Below are 21,371 nucleotides of genomic sequence, written 5' to 3' on the forward strand. Positions count from 1 at the left end.
TGTGTCGTGCTTGTGTCGTGCTTGTGTCGTGCTTGTGTCGTGCTTGTGTCGTGCTTGTGTCGTGCTTGTGTCGTGCTTGTGTCGTGCTTGTGTCGTCTAGTCCGCGTTGTTCCCCAGGGCCGCGCCACTTCGCTGTTGCGTATCCGTAAGCTCGGTTCTATAGAATTGCCGCCGTTTCCGCCACCTCCGACACGATCTGCGCCGCGTTACGGATACCCCCATGCTCCTCGCGCTGAACTTCTACTGGCTGACGAATCTGCTCGCCATCCTGTTCATCGTCGCGTGCCTCTACGACATGCGCCACGACGAATACGGCACGCTGACGCTCGCCGCAGGCGCAATGGGACTCATCGTCATGGCGATCGAAGTGCTGCTGCGGCCGGCGTTCGAGATGTCGTTCTAGCCGCCGCTTCACTCCAGCAAAGCGCTCACGCCTCGCCCTGCGTCTTCTGCTCATGCGCACAGCATGCGCCTTGCGAGGCATTCTCGTAGCGGTCGTGATGGCGCACCCAGTCGCGCATGTCGTGCTCTTCGTTGCGTCCCTTCGGCGCAAACTCCAGCAGCGCGTAGGCGCCGAGCAGCATTTCCACACCGCGCGCATACGCCGAATACGTGTGATAGACGTTGCCCGCTTCGTCGCGGTAGAACGCGCTCACGCCGGGCAGCTCGTCGCTCATGTAGTCCTGCTCTTCGTAGTTGTAGAGCGCCTTGCCGCGTGCCTTATCGGCTTCGCTGAACGATACGTGATAGTCGAAGTTGAAGTCGCTGCCGTTCGACGACACCCACGGAAAGCGCCATCCCATGCGCTTTTTGAAGGCCTCGATCTTCGCGAGCGGCGCGCGCGAAATGGCCACGTACGACACGTCGTGATGCTCGAGATGCGGCAGCACGCCGTCGACGTGATCGGAGAGGAACGAACAGCCCACGCAGCCCTCTTCCCAGTCCGGGCCCAGCATGAAGTGATAGACGATCAGCTGGCTGCGCGGGCCGAACAGGTCCGCGAGCGTGCGCAGCCCCTGCGGCGTGCCGAACGTGTAGAGCTTCTCCACCCTCACCCACGGCAGCGCCTCGCGCTTCGCCGCCAGTGCGTCGCGCGCATGCGTAAAGGCCTTCTCTTCGGCGAGCAGCGCCTTGCGCGCCGCCATCCATTCGTCCTGCGAAACAATCTTGTGCGATAGCATCGTCGGATCCTCCGTATGCGTCGTCCCATGCCGCCGCCGTCACGGACGGCGGAACTGCTCCACCAGATGATCGAGCGCGCTCGACCAGCCGCCTTCATGCGCGTCGCGCGTGGTTTCGTCGAAGAAGCGCTCGTGCCTGAGCGTCAATTCCGTCGCGTTGCCTTCGGCGCGCAGCATCACAGTCACAAGCGATTCGCGCTCGGGCGTGCTGCGCCACGCCCAGGTGAACACGAGCCTTGTGTCCGGCACCACTTCCAGATACTGGCCGCTCACGTCATGGTCTTCACCATCGGGCGCGCGCATGATCACGCGAAAACGCCCGCCCACGCGCACGTCCGCTTCGGCGTGGACACAGGTGGTCTCGTACGGGCGCATCCACTGCATCAGTTGCGACGGCTGCGTCCACGCCGCGTAGACCTTCGCGGCGCTGGCGTTGAGGCGGCGCCGGAGCGTGAGAGCGGGGCCGCTGGCGAGGCCAGCGTCGGGGTTGGCTGACATGTTTCGTCCTCCACGAAAGCCGCAAGGCGGTCGAGCTGTTCGTTCCAGAAATGCTGATACCGCGCAAGCCATTGCATCGCATCCTCCATCGGCCCCGCGGCGAGGCGGCACGCAACCGTGCGCCCCGTCTTTTCGCGCGTGACGAGGCCGGCCTCGGCGAGGACGTCGAGGTGCTTCATCACGGCGGGCAGCGACATCGCGAATGGCTCAGCCAGCGCGCTCACCGAAAGCTCGCGCTGCTGGGCAAGGCGCGCGAGCAACGCGCGCCGCGTAGGGTCGGATAGCGCCGCGAAGGTGCGATCCAGGGTCTCGTCTTCATGCTTAACCATGCGGTTAAGCATAGAAAACCGGCGGGCGAAGTCAAGCACGAACACGCGCGCGACGAAACACGCACGTAAGGCAAGCAAAGCAGGTTCCCGACATGACACGGCGTGTTCGCCCGCGCAGGTTAAACTCTCACGCACCCGACCCGCTTTCCCCCGCCGCGCACGCTGCGCCGGCTGCTCCAAGGAGTTCCCGTTGATGAGAGGTGGTTTCGCACGTCCGGCTTTCGACCTCCGGCGCACCCTCCCCCTGTTGCTTGCGCTCGCCCTCTCGGGCTGCGGCCTGTTCCGCTCGCCTGCACCTGTCGAGACGCCTCCGCCCGTCGCCGCAAGCGAGCCGGAGCCGGTTGCGAGCGAGCCGGAGGTCGCGTCCGCGCCGGAGGTGGCGAGCGAACCAGAAATCGCCTCCGAAGCCAAAGCTGCGCCGAAGAAGCCGCACGTCCCGCCGATCCGGCGCCGCCGCCCTGCTCCGCCGCCGCCCGCGCCGCCGAGCACGCCGCCCGCACCCGCGCCTGCGCCGCTCGTCACCACGCGCGTGCTCGAACGCGGCACGTACCGCACGCTGCTCGACAGCGAAGTGCAGAAAACCGATGGGAAAGTGGTGGGCCGCGCAGTCGATCTGATCGCCGGACCGGGCGGCAGGCCGCTCCAGATGATCGTGAACCTGCAGGGATTCATGGGCGTCGGCGACCGCAAGGCCGTGTTTCCGTGGAGCGCCGTGCGCGTGAACACCCAGCCGAAGACGCCTGCGATCACGCTCGCGCTCGGCCCGGGCCAGGCACCGGTGCCCATCGTGCCCAAGTCGGGCCGCGGGGCGCAGCAACCCGCCTTCAATGAACCCAGTCCCACACGCCTGCCGATTCTCGATGCAACCATCGAGCGCGCCAACGGCGCGAAAGTGGGCCGCGTGGTGGACGTCCTGCTCGACGCCGCAGCAGGCCCGCTTGCGGTTGTGCTCGATGTGAGCGGCACGCTGGAGTCGCGCCAAACGATTGCCGCCGAGTGGTCGGCGTTGCACTTCGTCACGAAAAACCACGCGCTGCGTGCCGAACTCGAAATGACCGACCAGCAGCTGGACGCTTCGCCGCGCTACGCCGCCGACCAGCCCGTGCGTGCGGTGAAGCCGTTCGCCGCCGGGTCCCCGGCATTTAACTCGCGCGGTGCCAAATGACGGGGACCCAACTGCGTTCGATGGCAAGCGCGCGAAGCTTACGGGCGCTCGACTGGCTGAACTTCTTCGTTGCGAACGTGCAGACCGGGTTCGGCCCGTTCATCGCGTCGTATCTTGCTTCGCACAAGTGGACTCAGGGCGAGATCGGTCTCGTGCTCTCGGTGGGCACGATCAGCGCGATGGTGAGCCAGGTGCCTGGCGGCGCGGCCGTCGACGCCATGCGCAACAAGAAAGCCGCCGCCGCCTGGGCCATCGCCGCGATCATCCTGTCGGCGGCGCTCCTGGCGACGAGCCCGACCGTCGCGCCCGTCATCGCCGCCGAGATCTTCCACGGCTTCGCAAGCTGCATGCTCGTGCCGGCCATGGCCGCGCTCGCGCTTGCGCTGGTGGGCCGCCAGAACCTGGGCGACCGGCTCGGGCGCAACGCACGCTGGGCGTCGATCGGCAGCGCCGTGGCCGCCGGGCTCATGGGGCTCACCGGCGAGTACGTCTCGCCGCGTTCCGTGTTCTGGCTGACCGCCGCGCTCGCGCTGCCCGCCCTCGTCGCGCTGGCCATGATCGAATACGACAGGCACAGCGCAGGCGGCGTCGCACGGCCCACCGGGGGTCCCACAACCGGCCCCGCGCCCGCCCCCTCACGCGAAACCATCTTCGATCTGCTGCGCGACCGGCGCATGCTGACGTTCGCGGCCTGCGTCGTGCTGTTTCACCTCTCGAACGCCGCGATGCTCAATCTCGCGGCGGGCGAAGTGACGGCCGGCATGGGCGATAACGTGCAGCTCGTGATTGCGGCCTGCATCATCGTGCCGCAGGCCATCGTCGCGCTGATGTCGCCGTGGGTGGGCCGCACCGCGCAGCACTGGGGCCGCAGGCCGGTGCTGATCCTCGGCTTTTCCGCGCTGCCCGTCCGCGCGCTGCTGTTCGCGGGCGTCGGCAATCCGTACCTCCTCGTGCCGGTGCAGATGCTCGACGGGATTTCCGCAGCGGTGTTCGGCGTGATGCTGCCGCTCATTGCCGCCGACGTCGCCGGAGGCAAGGGGCGCTACAACCTCTGTATCGGGCTGTTCGGGCTTTCGGCGGGCATTGGCGCGACGCTGTCGACGGCGCTCGCGGGCTTCATCGCCGATCACTTCGGCAATACGGTCAGCTTCGTCGGCCTCGCGGCGGCGGGCGCGGTGTCCGTGCTGCTCGTGTGGCTCGCCATGCCGGAGACGCGCGACGCGCTCGAAGAAGAGCAAACCGGCGATGTGAAAGCCTGAGCTACGTCGCCTGACGCAGAGGGATAAACGGGCGCAGCCGCCAGAACTGGCCGCTGCGCCCGTTTTGCATGGTGGGCGGATCTGAATTGCAATGACGGAAGGCGCGGCGTTCGCACTCGCTGAACGCCCCTACGCCCCCACGGTCCCTGCAAATCCGCGCGCGACAACCGCGAAGCTCAGGCCGCCAGTGCTTCGTCGAGACGGGCTGCCAACGCGCCGTTGGACAGATTTTCGATCTTGCTCGCGAGAATCATTGCGTCCGCATTGGCCGGACGATGACGGCGATTGGGACTGGGCCGGAACACGGCGTCGCCGCGGCGGATTTTCTCGCCGGTGAGCGCGCAGACCGAACTGCGCCGTGCGGTACAAACGCGCCAGAGCTGGTCGGAGTAACGCCCATAGGTGGCGTCGCTCCAGCACACGGTGATGCAATCCGAGTCGTGACGCCGAATCAGGGTAATACCTTGCGCATCCCACGAACGCACGGTGGCGCGGCGCCGGTTGGCCGCCTCCGAAGCGCTGCGTGTGACCGGTACCGGTTTGCAGATTCTGCTCCCCTCGAGATCCGCCGTGAAGCTCACGGGCTCGGAGGCTGCAGACAGTAGGTCAATGGTTTGCTGCCATGCGCTGCCGGTATCCAATGTCGTCATAATGCACCTCGTGCATGCGGAAACGATTCAAATATGCCGGTAGAATAAACAAGCTACCACGTTGGGATTATAGCGTGTCCCTCTGACAATCCACAGAGAAAGCGGAATTTTCACACGATAATCCGAAATGCAAAAAATAAGGCAGCCAGCTTTCAATCCCGGCCACATAGAGACAACCATTGTTTCTTTACCTTCGCTACCTTTTTTCCGATTTGTCGAGGTTCGGCATTGGCAAACCGGAAAAAATAACCTGCTGATCGTTCCGAATTGTTCTGAATCGCTCTCAAGTTTTGACGCTCTGCAGCCGGTATGCGAACCCGCGCAACCGCACGCCGAGCCGCCCGTCCCGCGCCGGATTCCATCGCGACAGGCCGTGTCAGGCAGCCGTCTTCGGCCTCTCGCGCACCGTTCCCGGCTACCCGAATAGTCACGTCCAACGATGACCGAACAATGAAATTCAATAATCAGATAACAACCGATGCGCCACGTGCTTCATATATTAAACATCAGGGAAAATGACAAGAAATTGCCGTCCTGCGCGGTGCGGGACTTGCAGAAGCCGATTCCGCGGCTATCCGCTATTCGAAGAATCATTAATCTGAAATGAATTGATTTTTAGCGCTTTTGTGGTATGCAACGGCACCACGATTGCACCAGAACGGAGAATGTCGCACTCGGGAATAGTTCGACAATTTGACGGCAGCTAAACAAGCACGTATTACTCCGGTTTAGCGCAGGCGCACGCCGTTGCGCGCCGTTGTACGCCATTGCCATATGGCGGTGGTGACGGCGGCGGCGGCGCTAGCCTCCGCGCCCTTGATCGAGGAATTCGGCCGAGCGGCGCTGCAGCATCGCGCCGAAGTCGTCGAGCCAGCCAATCGAAAGCCGCCAGCTCTGCCAGTAAAGCTCCACGTCGAGCGTGCGGCCCGGCACGAGTTCGACGAGTTCGCCGCGCGCGAGGTGCGGCGCGATCATGCGCTCGGGACACATTCCCCAGCCGAGACCGTTCACGCAGCAGCGCAGAAAACCCGCAACGTGCGGAATCCAATGGCGCGGCGCATCAACCTGTGCGCGCGTGATGCGGCGGATAAAGCGCTTCTGAAGCTCGTCTTTCGGATTGAACTCGATGCAAGGCGCGCGCCGCAGCGCGTCACGTGCGACACCCTGAGCAAAATAACGCTCGAAAAATGCCGGTGAGCACACGGCGAGATAGCGCATCCGGCCAAGGCGCGTCGAACGGCAGCCCTGCACAGGTTCGGCCTGGGTGGTGACTGCGCCCTGCACGCTCCCGTCGCGCATGCGCTGCGCGGTGTGATCCTGGTCGTCGATCACGAGGTCGAGCAGCATGCCGTGCTCGCCACAGAAAGCCGCGACGGCGTCGATGAACCAGGTGCCCACGCTGTCGTCGTTGACCGCGACACGCAACGTGGGCCGCGAGCCGTCGAGCGCGCCGGTGAACGTGGGCATTGCGCCGCCCAGTTCCGCTTCGAGCAGTTGCACGCGTTCGGTGTGACGGCACAGGAGCGCGCCCGATGCCGTGGCGACGCACGGCTGGCCGCGCTTGACCAGCACCGTGCCGACACGCTCCTCGAGCAGTTTCACCCGCTGGGAGACCGCCGAAGGCGTGACATTGAGCGCGCCGGCCGCGCGGTCGAACGAACCGTGCCGCACCACGGCGGCCAGTGCATCGAGCAACGCATAGTCGAGCATTAGCGTTCCTTAATCGGGTTTAACGAAATCAACTTTTCTTATGTTGCCGCAGACGGCACACTAGCGCCGTTTCCCGACTCTGTCCAACCACATCCATCATGAGCTGGCTCGCTTTCTCGCATGGCGCAGCGCTGTGCGCCTCCCTGATCGTCACCATCGGCGCGCAGAACGCCTTCGTGCTGCGCCAGGGCATCCTGCGCTCGCACGTCGGCAAGATCGTCGTGCTCTGCACGCTCTCGGACTTCCTGCTGATCGGCGCGGGCGTGGGCGGCGCTTCGGTGCTCGTCGCGCGCTATCCGACCTTCGTGCACCTCGTGCTCTACGCCGGGCTCGCGTGGCTCGTGTGGTTCGGCATCGGCGCGCTGCGGCGCGCGGTGCGCCCCGGCCACGCGGTGCTCGACGCCGCGCCTGCCGCGTCGGTGCCCGAGCAGCGCACGTGGCCGATCGTATTGATGACGCTCGCGTTCACGTGGCTCAATCCGCACGTCTATCTCGACACGTTTCTCCTGATCGGCACGGCAGGCGCGCGCGAAGCCGAAGGCAGCCGGCTCGCGTTCGCGATCGGCGCCATGTGCGTGAGCGCCGTGTGGTTCATCGCGCTCGGCTACGGCGCGCGTGCACTCGCGCCGCTCTTTCGCCGCGCAAGCGCGTGGCGTGTGCTCGACGGCGCGATCGGCGGCATGGTGCTGCTGATTGCCTTCATGCAGTTGCGCTGAAAACGCTTCTGTCGTGACGAATGGGTGCGGTGCGTGAATAGCACGCACGCGCAACCCACCTGCGCCGCCGTGTCCTGACTCGGCGCGAGCATAGCGAAACCGTGCCAGAATCGCAGCACTGTGCATTCGACCGGGAACATTCGCGATGAGTGATCAGTTGCTGGACGCCTTCGATGCGGCGCAAATGATTCCTGGCTTCGTTGCGCCGGAGCTGCCGCGCGAGCAGCCGGACCGCTCGGCGCTCGACGCCGCCGACCGCAATACGCGCCACTGGATGAGCGCCGCGAGCGGTCCCCTCACGCCTGGATCCGACACGCATCGGCACGAGATGTGCCGCATGTTTCGCGAAACCTTTAATCCGTATCGCCCGTCCGTGATCGAGTGGCCGAAGCTCACACCGGAGGCGCTCAAGCGGATCGTCGAATTGCCGATCTGGGATGTTGCGGTACAGACCGAGGGCAAGGCCCGGTTGCGCATGGCCGCCTACGCCGCGCAACTCGACGACGCCGACGTGCGCGACGCGCTTGCACTCAACGCATGGGAAGAAAACCGCCACAAGGAAGTGCTGTCGCGCCTGGTGGCGGCATACGGCATCGAACTCGCGAGTGAGCCGCCGTACGTCTATCCGAGGGACGTCGAATGGGCCTATCTCGTGACGGGCTACAGCGAATGCGTCGACAGTTTCTTCGCGTTCGGACTCTTCGAGGTCGCACGGCAATCGGGACTCTTTCCGCCCGAACTCATCGATACGTTCGAGCCCGTCATGCAGGAAGAGTGCCGCCACATCCTTCTGTTCGCGAACTGGGTCGCGGGGCATCGCGCGAGGTTATCAGGGTGGCGGCGCATTCGCTTCGAACTGAAAGTGGCTGCCGTGTGGGTCTATCTCGGGTGGGAGCGCATCGGCCTTGCGCGCGCAATGGATGCCGACGGCAACGAACACCGGCACGATAAAAAATTCACGATGAACGGTGCGCAGTCGGTAACGGATGTCGATATCGATACGGCTGAAGTGATGCGTCTGTGTCTTGCCGAGAACGACCGGCGCTTCGCCGGTTACGACCCGCGCCTGCAGCGTCCGCGCACGACGCCAAATCTCGTCCGCTTTGCGTTACGGTTCATGCGCAAGAAACGCCGCTAAAGTTCCGTCCCGTTGTTCACGTTCGTTCACGCGTGAATCTTTGCGTGGGTTTTGCACGCAAGTTCGATACGAGCGCTCAGACGCGCGTGGCCGTGGCCTGCATCGACAGATGAGCGCGAGAGATGCACCTGCCATGGACGACGCGCGCCACGTCTGCAATTACGTCCCGCGCTCGCGGGAGAGGCTATCATGTGCGCTACAAACTGTAGATGGAACGATCAAACCACATGGCCTCCCCTCAAGAAAACGTCAGCATGGCGGTGTTCTGCGATTTCGAGAACGTCGCGCTTGGCGTGCGCGACGCGAAAATCGACCGCTTCGATATCAAGCCCGTGCTCGAACGGCTCTTGCTCAAGGGCAGCATCGTCGTGAAGAAAGCGTATTGCGACTGGGAACGCTACAAAGGCTTCAAGGCGTCGATGCACGAAGCGAGTTTCGAACTGATCGAAATTCCGCACGTACGGCAGTCGGGCAAGAATTCCGCGGATATTCGCCTTGTCGTGGATGCACTCGATCTCTGCTATACGAAGTCGCACGTCGATACGTTCGTGATCGTGAGCGGCGACTCCGACTTCTCGCCGCTCGTCTCGAAGCTGCGCGAGAACGCGAAGAAGGTGATTGGCGTAGGCGTGAAGAATTCGACATCCGATCTGCTCGTCGCGAACTGCGACGAGTTTATTTTCTACGACGATCTGGTTCGCGAGCTTGAACGCGAATCGTCGCGCGGCGGTGCGAAGCGCGACATCGGCGCGGGCGCGAAACGCCCCGCCGGTGAGGAGCGCCAGCCGAAGGCGGATACGGAAGAGCGCAAGTCGGAGGAACGCAAATCGAAGGCGATTGCGCTGGCCGTCGAAACGCTCGATGCGCTCGTGCTCGAGCGAGGCGACAGCGGCAAGATCTGGGCATCGGTATTGAAGAGCGCAATCAAGCGGCGTCGCCCCGACTTCAATGAAACACGCTATGGCTTTCGCGCATTCGGCAACCTGCTCGATGAAGCGCAAGCGCGCGGGCTGCTCGAAGTGGGCCGCGACGAGAAATCAGGCGCATTTGTCTCGCGCACGAGCCCGTCCGCCAGCGCCGTAGCCGCGCCGGTTGCCGCTGCGCCAGCAGCGATTCCCGCCAGCGAAGTCGCGGCCCCGCGCAGCGAGGAATCGCGCGGACGAGGCAAAGGCCGCGGCAAGGGGCGGCGTAACGTCCGGGAAGCAGCAAGCGGCGACGAGAGTCGCGAAGCCTTGGCCGAAACGCCCGTTGTGGCGCTTCACGATCATGCAGGCGCGCACGCGAGCGAAACGGAACACGTTCACGCCGAACACGCCACCCTGCCCGTGGGCGATGCGCCGCACGCTGCGGCGCCTGCCGAGCCGGAAGCCGCGCCTGCCGCGAACATGAAGATTGCAGCGGCAGCGGATATAACGGCGAAAGCGGAAAGCGTCGAGGAAGCGGCCGCCGCCCCGCGCCGTGCCCGCAAGACGGCTTCGCGCAAGAGCACCGCGCGCAAGACCGCCAAAGCGCAACCGGCCAGCGACACGCCATCTTCCGCGGACGCCGAGCAAGCGCCCGCAGCGAAGAAAGCTCCGTCCCGAGCCCGTCGCACGCGCACCAAGGCCACAACCGACGAAAGCTGATCGCAAAACGACGCGCGCCAGCCACCACGGCGGCGCGCGTCATTCCTTGCTTCAATCGTCGCGCTTTATTCGTCACCAAAGGGATTGCCGGAGCGTTTCGGCGCAGCATCGGTCGAGTCACCGCCACCGAACGGATCGCCCTGCTTCGCAGGCTTCGGATCGCCGAACGGATTTCCTGCTTTCGCCGGACCCGCGGCCTCACCAAACGGATTCGCATCGCCCGCCCGCTTCGATCCGCCGAACGGATCGCCGGTCCACGCGGGCATTTCTTCGTCGTCGGTCGCCAGGTTGTATTCCGCCTGCACTTTCGCGAGCACGCTGGCGATGCCCGATTCGAATCCGGCCGCATTGCCAAAGTGCTTCATTGTCCAGTTGCAGCCGGTACGATCCGCAGGCTGAAGCTGCGGGCGCGGCACGACGAACTTCACGCCGTCGTCAATCGCTTCCTGCAGCTTGTGCAGTCGACGGCTCACTTCTTCCTGCAGCCGAGACGCGTTAAGAGTCTTGCGCAGCATCGGCATCTCCTCATTCCGAACACGATGTAGACGCGGGAGTCTAGCGCAATCGCGCACGCGGGCGCGACGATGCCATCAGGACTGCGGCAGCCACACCACCGTAAGCGAGCGCACGCCTTGCGCGCCCTGAATCAGCACGCCCTCGATATCCGCGGTGGCGGACGGCCCTGTCACGAGCGCCGCGAAACGCGCGCCGCGAAAATCGTCGCGCCGGTACGCGTCCTGAAGGCCCGCGACGATCTGGGCCGGATCGAGCAGCACGATCAGATGCTGCACGATATAGCCAAGCGCGTTCACAACGTACTCGCGCTCGCTCAGCCATACAGAACCCGTCTCCGCCACGCCGAAGCGTGCACGCACAACACCCACGTCGACATCTTCGAGCGACGCGGGTACGGTAGCCGCCGCGATATCGCGCGTGCCTGGCACTTCCGGCACCGCCGACGCGATCTCGGCGCGCACGCCGAAGCGTTCGCGGATCAGCGCAACCACTGCCTCGCCCGACGCAGCCTCGGCTCCACGGCCGCCCATGAGCTTGAGCGCGGCCACGAAGCGCTCGCGCAGATCGCCAGCGGGCGTGTCGAACAGCGGCACCTCGGGCAAATCGAGCGGGGCGGGCTGCGCGGCGCGCACGCGCGCAAGGAACGCTTCACGATTCGCCACGGCTGCCTCCCTTGCGGTTCTTTTTGTACCAGGCATGGAACGTCGTGTTGGGCGCCTGCGGCAGATCCCGCTGCCGTCCCCAAATGTTCAGCGGGTTATACAGCACGAAGTGCGGCAGACGGCGCAACGCGCCGTCAATCGATCGGGTTGCCGCGCGATAAAGCGTCGGGCTCGACATCAGCCGCGCCGCCATCTTGAGCACTTCCTGCTTGACGAACGGCACCTCGTGTTGCGCGGCAATCACCTGGCGCCATTGGTAAATCTGCTCGTGAATATTGATCTTCACAGGGCAGACGTTGGTGCAACTGCCGTTGAGCGTCGAAGCGAACGGCAACGCGCTGAAACGCTGCAGATCGAAGGTCGGATTGATGATCGCGCCAATCGGCCCTGCATACGTGCTCCCATAAGAAAGCCCGCCGCTGCGCCGGTAAACCGGGCAGGTATTCATACACGCGCCGCAGCGGATGCACTTGAGCGAATACCAGAACTCCGGCATGGCGAGCCGCTCCGAACGGCCGTGGTCGACGATGACGAAATGCAGTTGTGCGCCTTCACGCGGCGCGCGAAAGTGCGACGTGTATTGGGTGATCGGCGAGCCGAGCGCGCTGCGCGACAGCATGCGGATAAAGACGCCAAGATCCGAGATCCGCGGAATCAGCTTTTCGATGCCCATTGAGACGATGTGCAACGGCGTCATATTCGCCGAGAGATCCGCGTTGCCCTCGTTCGTGCACACGACGACCGTGCCGGTCTCCGCCACGGCAAAGTTGCAGCCGGTCATGCCCGCCGTCTTCTCGCGCACGAACCATGGCCGCGTGTTCATGCGCTGACTTTCCGCGAGGTAATGAATGTCGCTGTTGTGCGGATCGGTGCCGATCGTGCGGCTGAACACTTCGGCCACATCGCCGCGCAACTTGTGAACGGCAGGCACGACGATATGGCTCGGCGGCTGCTGGTCGAGCTGCTGGATGCGTTCGCCGAGATCGGTTTCCATCACCGAAACGCCGCGCGATTCCAGATACGGGCGCAACTCGCATTCGTCGGTCAGCATCGACTTGCTCTTTACGAGGCCCGTCATGCCGCGCTCGCTGAGCAGACGGTACACGATCTCGTTGTGCTCCTCGGCGGTGTCGGCCCAATGGACCTGCACGCCGTTGGCTTCGGCGTTTTTCGAAAACTGGTCGAGATAGTCGGCAAGGTGCGAGAGCGTGTGCGCCTTGATCCCTGAGGCAAGCGTGCGCAGTGTTTCCCATTCGGCAATCGCGTGAGCCTGCACGTCGCGTTTCATGCGCAGATCCCAAAGCCGCTTGTCGTGGAATTCGACGTGCTCCGGGTGCGTGAGGAAATCGCCTGCGAGCTTCGCGTGTTCGATGCGTTTCATTCCCGGGCTCCGTTGAGCACCTGCGCGATGTGGATAAATCGCACGTCGGCATTCATGCGCTCGGCGCAGCCTTGCTGATGCATGAGGCACGACATGTCGCCCGAAACGATGTATTGCGCGCCCGCGCCGATGTGGTCGACAACCTTGTCCTGCCCCATACGCACCGAAACGGCTTCCTCGGTCACCGCAAACGTGCCGCCGAAACCGCAGCATTCGTCCGGGCGCGTCGGCTTCACGAACTCGATGCCCTTCACGCCCCGCAGCAGCGCGAGCGGCTTGGAGAACGGCTCGCCAGCCACCTCCGACACGGACGCTTCATTCAGGTGACGCAGCGCGCTGCAACTATTGTGCAGCCCGACCCGCCAGGGGAATTCGGCCCACGGAAATTCGCGCACGCGGAGCACATCATGGAGAAATTCGACCAGCTCCCACGTCGACGCGCGCATCCGGCGCACCTCGTCGGTCTGTTCAATCGCGGTGAGATGGTCGCGCACGTGATTCACGCAACTCGCCGATGGCGCGACGATATGGTCGTAGCCGAGAAAGTTGCGCGCGAATATACGCTCGGCACCAGCGGCCTCGGCCTGCGCGCCGGCGTTGGCCATGGGCTGGCCGCAGCAGGTCTGGTCAGGCGGATAGTCGACTTCGCAGCCGACCCGCTCCAGCAATTCGAGCGTGGCGATTGCCACCTCGGGGTAGAACACATCGATGAAGCACGGAATGAAGAGAGCGACTTTCATGCGCAGGCTGCCATCGTGAGTGGACGCGGCCATTCTACTGCCGATCCGCATCGGGACTCCAGCCCCCTTACCGGCACGCCACGGCGCGTCATGCCGCGGCGCGTCAAACGGGAAAGACATTCGCTCAGACGTTACGGCAAATGCTGTGACATGCGCGCATTAAATGTTCATACGGGTATTCATGTGATCCGGAATCTGCGGAAGATTCTGCTGCGTGCGCAATAACACCTGGTTGATGAAGACGGCGTTGATTACAGTTCGATTTGTTTGTGATTTTTATTTGCAGTGCAAATGGCATTAATGTGCGCGGTGCAATCCACGGTGCAAGGCGCGCCGGACACGATGCTAAACTCCATGCTCGATACGAAGGCCTGCCCGGCGCAGGCCTTCGTTGCGCCTTCTACCTCTCGACATCATGTATCTGTCCATTCTCTCGGTCGGCATCGGCGGAGCGCTCGGGTCGCTCGTGCGCTGGATGCTCAGCCTGCGCCTGAACGCCGTGTTTCCTTACCTGCCGCTCGGCACGCTCGCATCCAACGTGATTGCGGGCTACATCGTCGGCGTCGCTGTCGCGTTCTTTGCGCGCGTGCCGAACCTGTCGCCCGACTGGCGCCTCTTCATCATTACGGGTCTCATGGGCGGACTCTCGACGTTCTCGACGTTCTCCGCCGAAGTCGTATCACACCTCCAGCAGGGACGTTACGGCTGGGCGCTCGGTGAGATCGCGATCCACGTTTGCTCCTCGCTCGTGATGACGATCCTCGGCATCGCAACCGTCGCCGCCGTGATGCGTTAAGACGTTTTTCGTCTTGATCCAGACTGGACCGGCAACCGCCCATAGCGGCTGCGGCGGGCAATGTTCAGGTCAGATTCAGATCAGGTTCAGGTCGGGTTCAGGCCAGCGCAGGCCGCCGGTAGCCGCCGGGAAGGCCGCCCTTCGAGAACACCCACTGCCAGAGCTGGATGTCGCGCGCGCGGAACGCGCCTGCGCACGACAGCAGGTAGTAACGCCACATGCGGCGGAAACGCTGCCCCATTTGCGCCTCGAACCGCGGCCACGCAGCCTCGAAGTTCGCGTGCCAGGCCATCAGCGTGCGATCGTAATCGGCGCCGAAATTGTGCAGGTCTTCGGTGACGAACAGGCCGCCCGAAGCATCCGAGATCTGGCTGATCGCCGGTAGCTCGCCGTTCGGGAAAATGTATTTGTCGACCCACGGATCGGGTGTCGTCTCGCGACGATTCTTGCCGATCGTGTGCAACAGGAAGAGACCGTCGTCCACGAGACAGCGGTGCGCGACTTCCATGTACGTGCGGTAGTTCTTCGGGCCGACATGCTCGAACATGCCCACGCTCGCGATGCGGTCGAAGCGCTCGTCGAGCAGACGGTAATCCTGCAAACGAAACTCCACCGGCAGGCCCTTGCAGCGCTCGGAGCCGAACGCGGCCTGCTCCTTCGAAATCGTCACGCCCACACACGCCACGCCGTAGTGCTCCGCCGCAAAGCGCATGAGGCTACCCCAGCCGCAGCCGATGTCGAGCAGACGCATGCCCGGCTGGAGACCGAGCTTGCGGCAGATCATGTCGAGCTTCGCTTCCTGTGCCTCGTCGAGCGTCTTCGCGCCGCCCGACCAGTAGCCGCACGTATAGGTCATGCGGCGGTCCAGCATGGATTCGTAGAACGCGTTGCCGAGATCGTAGTGCTGTTGCCCCACCTTCCAGGCGCGGCGCACAGTCTGGCGATTCATGAGACGCGCCTTGAGCGCGTGGAGAACGAGCCGCGCGGGGTCGATTTTTTCGTCCACATGCGCGCGCAGCGCGCGGGCAAAGAATTCGTCGAGCCGGTCGCAGTCCCACTGACCGTCCATATAGGCCTCGCCAAGGCCGAGATTGCCCAGCGCGAGCACCCTTTCGGGCATGTGCGGGTCATGCACGCGCAGATCCCACTCGCGCGTTCCGTTGAGCTTCACATCGGCATGTGCCAGCAGATCGGCGACGACCCGCCAGGCCGAGGAACCGGTGGCCTCGTGGGCGGAAGGTGCTGCTTCGAGGTCAGTCGTTGCCATAGGTGCTCCAGTCAAGACATGCTTCGTAGCGCTCGCTGCGAACCCTTATGATGCACCGTACCGAAAAAAGCTGCAGGAAGGCCGCCAGGCGCCTCATGCGTGGACCATAATGGACAGTTGGCAACCCATCCCGCACGCGCCGGTGCACGCGTTATCCGAGAAAATCATGGCTTACGACCCGAACAACATCTTTGCGCGCATCCTGCGCGGCGATGCACCCTGTATCAAGGTGTGCGAGAACGAGACGACGCTCGCGATCATGGACGTGATGCCCCAGGCAGACGGCCACGTACTGGTTCTGCCGAAGGCGCCCGCCGAGCAGATTTACGATCTCCCCGCAGAGGCAGGTGCTGCGGCACTGGCGATGGTGCAGCACGTAGCGGCTGCGGTGCGCACTGCACTCGCACCCGAGGGATTGCTGATCGCACAGTTCAACGGCGCAGCGGCCGGGCAGACTGTGCCGCACGTCCATTTCCATGTGATTCCGCGGCGTGAAAACGAGCCGTTGCGTGCACACGCACGTGAGATGGCCGACATGGCAAAACTCGAGGCCATTGCCGAGCGCATTCGCGCGGCGCTTTGATCTAGTCTTGCGGGCTGCTTCACGCCTCTTCGATGTGTTGTCGATCTAGCCGGGGCGCGGTCGATCTAATGTCAGGTGACCGCACGAACGTCGCTGGCGGCGCGTGTAGCGCATGGCACGCTCACGCTTCGAACGGGTACGCGCCAGGAAACGCCGCGCTGACGCGGATCGGTCGCTCCCCACGGCCCCGCCCCATTCCACCAGAATTCCGGATTCTGCTATAATCCGCATCCCACCGGAGAGATGGATGAGCGGTTTAAGTCGCACGCCTGGAAAGCGTGTATAGGTTAATAACCTATCGGGGGTTCGAATCCCCCTCTCTCCGCCACTCGGCCCCGCCCATCAAGGGTTCGCGGGCGACGCCTCAAAATTCCCACACTTTTGCCCATACGTGTAAAGCGCATCACTGTGCTTTGATCGGCCGCTGGTTTTTCGAGCGATTGGCATGCCCGTTTCCTCTACCGGGCACGGAGTCTTGCGGAAGCGATGCGGCGGTCAAGGGATCTGGCGCAGCGGAATGCGCGCGTTGGCTGTGCATGGGTCCGCGGGCGCATTGCGACCCGTTCCGCGACATACCAGCAGCCATCGCTATTCCTTCTCCGGGATCGCGGGTTAAGGTCATCGCGGCACGCGATTCCGTGTGAGCAGAAAAAAGCCCGCGCGCAGCGCGGGCCTTGAGCTGAGGAGACCAGAGAGCCGGGAGGACTCTCACGTCGAGATTAGTGCGCGGCTCGGCAGCTTGCACCTATCAACGCAGATAGGTGCGCCCCTCCTCTGCCTCTTCACGCGCACGGGCGGCGCGTCGAGCCGTACCACGGGATACAGCCGACTGTTAGCCACTGGACGCAATGCACGATCGATGGCGATTGCTCGCGCAACCATTGCGCCAACGAGCCCAAACCGCCTATCGAAACTCGCCGGGCGAACTCGTATGTTTGTGAATGTGCTTCAGATTTCCATCCCAATCCGGAGCATCGACGTCCAGATAGACAGCCACATCGGGATGGTTATTGAACAGACCGTCGCGCAGCGCCTGGCCGATTGCGGCTCGAACTATCGCTTCCCCGTCCTTAAAGGCCTTTTCGATAGCCACGTTCCGCTGGACATCGAAGCCGATCGGACGAATTTTCGACCCGAGCCGGGTGAGCACCACAGATGGCATGGAGCCGCAAACGACCATTGCGTGGTATTTCGCCGGCCCTTTATCAAGGCCCGGCGGGGAAAAGGTGAACTCGAGGATTTGCAACTCAACTCTGGCCATGCTGACCTCCTTCCAGTGAGCCGATCCTAGCACGGCCTCAAAGCTTCAATCGAAGACGAGCATGAGCGATCCGTGTTTTCTCCGGCTTGGTAAAACGTTCGGGATTTTCGCAGCAGGTTACCCGCCGACGCCGAACCACGAATTGTCTTCTTCAGCAGATTCGTTCGGGTCGCCGCCAAGGCCGCGATAGACATCACGCACGAACTCGTCGGCAACCTGGTGCCACTCCGGCGTTCCGAATTGAACTTCGTCTGGATTCTTCTTGCCCTGCGCACGGCGAATCACAGACACGCATGCTTCGATAATCCGAACCATCGTCCACTCTCCTCCCTTGCTGGAGAAATCCTCTTTTTGTTCTTCCATTACCGGGTTGTCGACAAACGTTTGCCGAACTTCAGGAGGAATGCGACAAATGCAGGAGAAAGGGGATCGCAGGGAATAGGCCGTGCAACGCGCCCCGCACACATCACGGGTGACGAATATAGTCCACCAGCGCAACCGTATAGGCATCCGGCCGCCGATCCAGCAGGCTCACTGCAATCGCCACGAGAAATCCCGCAGGCACGCCGAATACGCCAGAGCTGATCGGCTCGATGCCGAACCAGCGGCCGCCCTCGAAGCCGGTCAGTTCCGTGAAGAACGGATACGTCGCCACGATGTAGTAGACGCACACCCCGAGCCCCGCAATCATCCCCGCCACCGCGCCCAGCCGCGTAGTGCGTTTCCAGAACACGCCCAGCACCAGCACCGGAAAAAGACTCGACGCCGCCAGCGAAAACGCAGCGCCCACGAGGAACAGGATATTTCCCGTGTTGAGCGACGCCACCCACGAAGCAAACAGCGCCACGCCCAGCAGCAGGATCTTCGACATCGTCACGCGCAACTGGCTCGACGCTTCAGGGTCGATCATGTGGTAATACACGTCGTGCGAAAGCACGTTCGAGATCGTGAGCAGCAGGCCATCCGCAGTCGAAAGCGCCGCAGCCAGCGCACCCGCTGCAATGAGTCCCGACATCACATACGGCAGCCCCGCGATCTCCGGCGCCGCGAGCACCACCATGTCCGGCTGCATGTTGATATCGCCCCAGTGCACGATGCCGTCGCCGTTCACGTCCGCGATATTGATGAGAAAGGGCTCGACGCGCCGCCACTGCATCACCCAATGCGGCAGGTCGTCGAAGTGCCGCCCCACCAGATGCCCGAGGATCTCGTACTTGATCAGCACCGCGAGCGCCGGCACGGTCAGATAGAACAGCGCGACAAAAAAGAGCGTCCATCCCACGGAGCGCCGCGCCGACCCGACCGACGTCGTCGTGTTGTAGCGCGTCAGGATGTGCGGCAGGCTCGCCGTGCCGAGCGACAGGCACAGCAGCAGCGAGAGGAAATTGCGTTTGTGGATGCGTCGCGCCGCTTCGTCGGCGGCGGGGAACGGCTCACGCATCGGCACGGGCGTCGCCGCGCGCGCCAGCAGGTCGTCGCGCGCTTGCGTCCACACGACGCGCGCCGCTTCGGCGTCGTGCGGGAACGACGCAAGCTGGCGCTCGAGCGAGTCGATGTCGCGCAGCGGTCCGTTGCGGCGGCGCAGATCGTCGAGCGTCGTGGTGAGGCGCGCTTTCTCGTCGACGTACGACTGGGGCAGCGCATCGATCCGCGACTGCCATAGCGCTGCACGGCTCTGGAATGCTTCGCGCACGCGTTGTTCCGCGCCGTCGTCGCGCACGTTGCCCTCGAGCGTTTCCATGCGTTGCATCAGATGCCCGTAGTTCAATTGCGGCAGCCATCCCAGGCCGTCGCGATGCGCGATCATCGAAACCGGAATCAGGATCGCCGAGATGAGGATGATGTACTGCGCAACCTGCGTCCACGTCACCGCGCGCATGCCGCCGAGAAACGAGCACACGAGGATGCCCGCAAGCCCGCAGAAAATGCCGATGGCGAAGTCCACGCCGATGAAGCGCATCGCAATGAGCCCCACGCCCTGAATTTGCGCGACGAGATAGACGAACGAGCAGATGATCGTCGCGAGCACCGCCAGCCCACGCACGAGGTTGCTCGAAAAACGCGTGCCGAGAAAGTCGGCGATCGTATAGCGCGCAAGCTTGCGCACATAGGGCGCGAGGAGGAACGCGGTAAGGCAATAGCCGCCGGTCCAGCCCATCATGTAGGCCAGCCCGTCGTAGCCGCTTGCATAGAGCGAGCCCGCAAGGCCGATGAACGACGCGGCCGAGAGCCAGTCCGCGGCGGTCGCCATGCCGTTGAAGAACGACGGTACGCGCCGCCCGGCGACGTAGTATTCGACGAGATCGGATGTGCGCGAAAGCAGTCCGATCACGGCGTAGACCGCGATCGGCACGAACAGGAAGACGTAGCCGATCCACATGCCGGGCCCGGTCGTCAGTTCGATGCGCCACATCAGGTACACGAACGCGAGAAAGCCGAGCGTATAGAACGCATACGATCGGAGCAGCCGGTGCGCAAGCTTCATCGTTGCTGCGCCTGGCTGGCCTCTCTGATCGCCTGGTCGGCTTCGCGCGCGGCTTGCAGCACGCTGTCGGCGTACTGCATCAGCACGATATAGACGCCGATAAGCAGCACGTACATGATGATGGCCCCTTGCGCGCCGAGAAAGAACGGCAGGCTGAAGCCCGCGAAATGCACGTTATCGAGTTCGCGCGCATAGAGCGGCACGACGAAGGAGACGAGGAAGCCGACCGTCATGAGCGCGGCAATCGCCGTCAGGTTGAAGCGCCAGTAGCGCCGATGCGCGAGCGCCATCGCCTCGCTCACCGACGGGGGCTCAGGGACGGGATTGATATTATTCGCGGATGAGGTCTGTTGCGCAGCCATGCGCCTGTTTAACAAAAACGCGCATGACCGGCAATCGGGATCGACCGCTATAGACGGGCAGCGCGGCGCTTGTCAAAGGCGCCGCGCTGCCGGTGGAGGTTGATGCAAACCGCCTGGAATCGCTTACAGGCTTATACGCTTACTGCCTTGGAGCCTTAAAGCGACTCGCCGAGCTGATCGAGGATCGCCGGATTTTCAAGCGTCGATACGTCCTGCGTGATCGCTTCGCCCTTCGCAAGCGAACGCAGCAGGCGCCGCATGATCTTGCCCGAGCGCGTCTTCGGCAGATTCTCACCGAAGCGGATGTCGCGCGGCTTGGCGATCGGTCCGATCTCCCTGGCCACCCACGCACGCAGATCGTTGGCGAGTTTCACCGCGTCGGCGTCGTGCGGACGCGCGCCCTTGAGCACCACGAACGCCACCACCGCTTCACCCGTCGTGTCGTCCGGGCGGCCCACCACCGCAGCTTCGGCCACCAGCGGATTCGCCACCAGCGCCGACTCGATCTCCATCGTGCCCAGACGGTGCCCCGAAACGTTCAGCACGTCGTCGATGCGGCCCATGATCGTGAAGTAGCCCGTCTCCTTGTCGCGCACGCTGCCATCGCCCGCCAGGTAGAGCCGTCCGCCCAGTTCCTCGGGGAAATAACCGGTGCGGTAACGTTCCGGATTGCCCCACACGTTGCGGATCATCGCCGGCCACGGACGCTTCACCACCAGGATGCCGCCCTGCCCGTTCGGCACGTCCTGGCCCGTTTCGTCGACGATTGCCGCCATAATGCCCGGCAGCGGCAGCGTGCACGAACCCGGCACCAGCGGCGTCGCGCCCGGCAGCGGCGTGATCATGTGGCCGCCCGTCTCGGTCTGCCACCACGTGTCGACGACCGGGCAGCGCGCGCCGCCCACGTTCTCGTAGTACCACATCCATGCTTCCGGATTGATCGGCTCGCCGACCGAGCCGAGAATGCGCAGCGACGAGAGGTCGTAGCTCTTCGGATGCACCTTCGCATCGGCTTCCGATGCCTTGATCAGCGAGCGGATCGCCGTG

22 protein-coding genes, 1 tRNA gene and 1 pseudogene are annotated in these 21,371 nt (G+C 63.7%); 9 read left to right on the top strand and 15 right to left on the bottom strand.

The features are described from left to right. Nucleotides 1–220: 220 nt before the first annotated feature. Nucleotides 221–403 carry a hypothetical protein gene (locus EPN59_RS02705; RefSeq protein WP_293040914.1) on the top strand — a complete coding sequence of 61 codons (183 nt, stop codon included), beginning with the start codon at nt 221–223 and terminating at the stop codon, nt 401–403. Between the two features lie 25 nt (nt 404–428). Here EPN59_RS02705 and EPN59_RS02710 read toward each other — a convergent pair whose 3' ends face one another. The 3 genes from EPN59_RS02710 to EPN59_RS02720 are packed head-to-tail and all read right to left on the bottom strand — an operon-like array spanning nt 429 to nt 2,020. Beyond that, nucleotides 429–1,181 (bottom strand): thioredoxin family protein, encoded by a 753-nt coding sequence (locus EPN59_RS02710; protein ID WP_293040916.1) that lies wholly within the window; start codon nt 1,179–1,181, stop codon nt 429–431. 39 nt (nt 1,182–1,220) lie between these two features. After that, complete coding sequence (locus EPN59_RS02715) at nt 1,221–1,565, bottom strand: SRPBCC family protein (protein WP_363928532.1); 345 nt, start codon at nt 1,563–1,565, stop codon at nt 1,221–1,223. Then, nucleotides 1,565–2,020, bottom strand: coding sequence for a metalloregulator ArsR/SmtB family transcription factor (locus EPN59_RS02720; protein ID WP_293045495.1), 456 nt, complete (start codon nt 2,018–2,020; stop codon nt 1,565–1,567). Before EPN59_RS02720 ends, EPN59_RS02715 begins: the two co-directional genes overlap by 1 nt. Before the next feature lie 181 nt (nt 2,021–2,201). Here EPN59_RS02720 and EPN59_RS02725 point away from each other — a divergent pair, with 181 nt between their 5' ends. Next, a complete protein-coding gene (locus tag EPN59_RS02725) occupies nt 2,202–3,173 on the top strand; it encodes a PRC-barrel domain-containing protein (protein WP_293045498.1) in 972 nt (323 codons plus the stop codon). Beyond that, nucleotides 3,170–4,432 carry an MFS transporter gene (locus tag EPN59_RS02730; protein ID WP_293039674.1) on the top strand — a complete coding sequence of 421 codons (1,263 nt, stop codon included), beginning with the start codon at nt 3,170–3,172 and terminating at the stop codon, nt 4,430–4,432. Before EPN59_RS02725 ends, EPN59_RS02730 begins: the two co-directional genes overlap by 4 nt. Nucleotides 4,433–4,608: 176 nt before the next feature. Here EPN59_RS02730 and EPN59_RS02735 read toward each other — a convergent pair whose 3' ends face one another. Continuing rightward, nucleotides 4,609–5,073 (bottom strand): DUF3331 domain-containing protein, encoded by a 465-nt coding sequence (locus EPN59_RS02735; protein ID WP_293045501.1) that lies wholly within the window; start codon nt 5,071–5,073, stop codon nt 4,609–4,611. 810 nt (nt 5,074–5,883) lie between these two features. Then, nucleotides 5,884–6,792: a LysR family transcriptional regulator ArgP gene (locus EPN59_RS02740; protein ID WP_293039678.1), complete on the bottom strand. Its 909-nt coding sequence runs from the start codon at nt 6,790–6,792 to the stop codon at nt 5,884–5,886. A gap of 98 nt (nt 6,793–6,890) precedes the next feature. On the opposite strand from EPN59_RS02740, the gene EPN59_RS02745 reads away from it, so the two are divergent. The 3 genes from EPN59_RS02745 to EPN59_RS02755 all read left to right on the top strand — a co-directional run bounded on the left by EPN59_RS02745 (nt 6,891) and on the right by EPN59_RS02755 (nt 10,271). Continuing rightward, nucleotides 6,891–7,508, top strand: coding sequence for a LysE/ArgO family amino acid transporter (locus tag EPN59_RS02745; protein WP_293039680.1), 618 nt, complete (start codon nt 6,891–6,893; stop codon nt 7,506–7,508). 145 nt (nt 7,509–7,653) lie between these two features. Next, nucleotides 7,654–8,646 (top strand): ferritin-like domain-containing protein, encoded by a 993-nt coding sequence (locus EPN59_RS02750; RefSeq protein WP_293039682.1) that lies wholly within the window; start codon nt 7,654–7,656, stop codon nt 8,644–8,646. A 227-nt stretch (nt 8,647–8,873) separates the two neighbouring features. Then, nucleotides 8,874–10,271, top strand: a complete 1,398-nt coding sequence (locus tag EPN59_RS02755; protein WP_293039684.1) for an NYN domain-containing protein — start codon at nt 8,874–8,876, stop codon at nt 10,269–10,271. A 236-nt stretch (nt 10,272–10,507) separates the two neighbouring features. On the opposite strand, the pseudogene EPN59_RS02760 reads toward EPN59_RS02755, so the two are convergent. The 4 genes and pseudogenes from EPN59_RS02760 to EPN59_RS02775 all read right to left on the bottom strand — a co-directional run. Then, nucleotides 10,508–10,786: pseudogene (locus EPN59_RS02760) on the bottom strand (hypothetical protein); the annotation flags it as partial. A gap of 75 nt (nt 10,787–10,861) precedes the next feature. Continuing rightward, nucleotides 10,862–11,449, bottom strand: coding sequence for an LUD domain-containing protein (locus EPN59_RS02765; RefSeq protein WP_293039686.1), 588 nt, complete (start codon nt 11,447–11,449; stop codon nt 10,862–10,864). Further along, nucleotides 11,436–12,830, bottom strand: a complete 1,395-nt coding sequence (locus tag EPN59_RS02770) for a lactate utilization protein B (protein ID WP_293045504.1) — start codon at nt 12,828–12,830, stop codon at nt 11,436–11,438. Before EPN59_RS02770 ends, EPN59_RS02765 begins: the two co-directional genes overlap by 14 nt. Next, nucleotides 12,827–13,570 carry a (Fe-S)-binding protein gene (locus EPN59_RS02775; protein ID WP_293039692.1) on the bottom strand — a complete coding sequence of 248 codons (744 nt, stop codon included), beginning with the start codon at nt 13,568–13,570 and terminating at the stop codon, nt 12,827–12,829. Before EPN59_RS02775 ends, EPN59_RS02770 begins: the two co-directional genes overlap by 4 nt. Nucleotides 13,571–13,985: 415 nt before the next feature. On the opposite strand from EPN59_RS02775, the gene crcB reads away from it, so the two are divergent. After that, nucleotides 13,986–14,366, top strand: coding sequence for a fluoride efflux transporter CrcB (crcB, locus tag EPN59_RS02780; protein ID WP_293039714.1), 381 nt, complete (start codon nt 13,986–13,988; stop codon nt 14,364–14,366). Nucleotides 14,367–14,463: 97 nt separating this feature from the next. Here crcB and cfa read toward each other — a convergent pair whose 3' ends face one another. Further along, nucleotides 14,464–15,633: a cyclopropane fatty acyl phospholipid synthase gene (cfa, locus tag EPN59_RS02785; RefSeq protein ID WP_293039695.1), complete on the bottom strand. Its 1,170-nt coding sequence runs from the start codon at nt 15,631–15,633 to the stop codon at nt 14,464–14,466. 166 nt (nt 15,634–15,799) lie between these two features. On the opposite strand from cfa, the gene EPN59_RS02790 reads away from it, so the two are divergent. Together EPN59_RS02790 and EPN59_RS02795 are read left to right on the top strand one after the other, a co-directional pair. Further along, the gene (locus EPN59_RS02790) at nt 15,800–16,216 is read left to right on the top strand and encodes an HIT family protein (protein ID WP_293039698.1); all 417 of its coding nucleotides are present in this window, start codon (nt 15,800–15,802) and stop codon (nt 16,214–16,216) included. A 237-nt stretch (nt 16,217–16,453) separates the two neighbouring features. Then, nucleotides 16,454–16,544: transfer RNA gene (locus tag EPN59_RS02795), tRNA-Ser, on the top strand. Nucleotides 16,545–17,120: 576 nt separating this feature from the next. On the opposite strand, the gene EPN59_RS02800 is transcribed toward EPN59_RS02795, so the two are convergent. The 5 genes from EPN59_RS02800 to EPN59_RS02820 all read right to left on the bottom strand — a co-directional run. After that, complete coding sequence (locus tag EPN59_RS02800; RefSeq protein WP_293039701.1) at nt 17,121–17,477, bottom strand: hypothetical protein; 357 nt, start codon at nt 17,475–17,477, stop codon at nt 17,121–17,123. A 117-nt stretch (nt 17,478–17,594) separates the two neighbouring features. Further along, nucleotides 17,595–17,840 (bottom strand): hypothetical protein, encoded by a 246-nt coding sequence (locus tag EPN59_RS02805; protein WP_293039704.1) that lies wholly within the window; start codon nt 17,838–17,840, stop codon nt 17,595–17,597. A 103-nt stretch (nt 17,841–17,943) separates the two neighbouring features. Further along, entirely contained in the window at nt 17,944–19,962 is a 2,019-nt protein-coding gene (locus EPN59_RS02810; protein ID WP_293039706.1) for a sodium:solute symporter family protein, read from the bottom strand. Next, entirely contained in the window at nt 19,959–20,264 is a 306-nt protein-coding gene (locus tag EPN59_RS02815) for a DUF4212 domain-containing protein (RefSeq protein ID WP_363928534.1), read from the bottom strand. Before EPN59_RS02815 ends, EPN59_RS02810 begins: the two co-directional genes overlap by 4 nt. A 215-nt stretch (nt 20,265–20,479) precedes the next feature. Beyond that, the coding region (locus tag EPN59_RS02820; protein ID WP_293039711.1) for an AMP-binding protein at nt 20,480–21,371 on the bottom strand (892 nt) is incomplete at its 5' end.

Source organism: Paraburkholderia sp. (assembly GCF_004298475.1).
Classification (GTDB): Bacteria; Pseudomonadota; Gammaproteobacteria; order Burkholderiales; family Burkholderiaceae; genus Paraburkholderia; species Paraburkholderia denitrificans.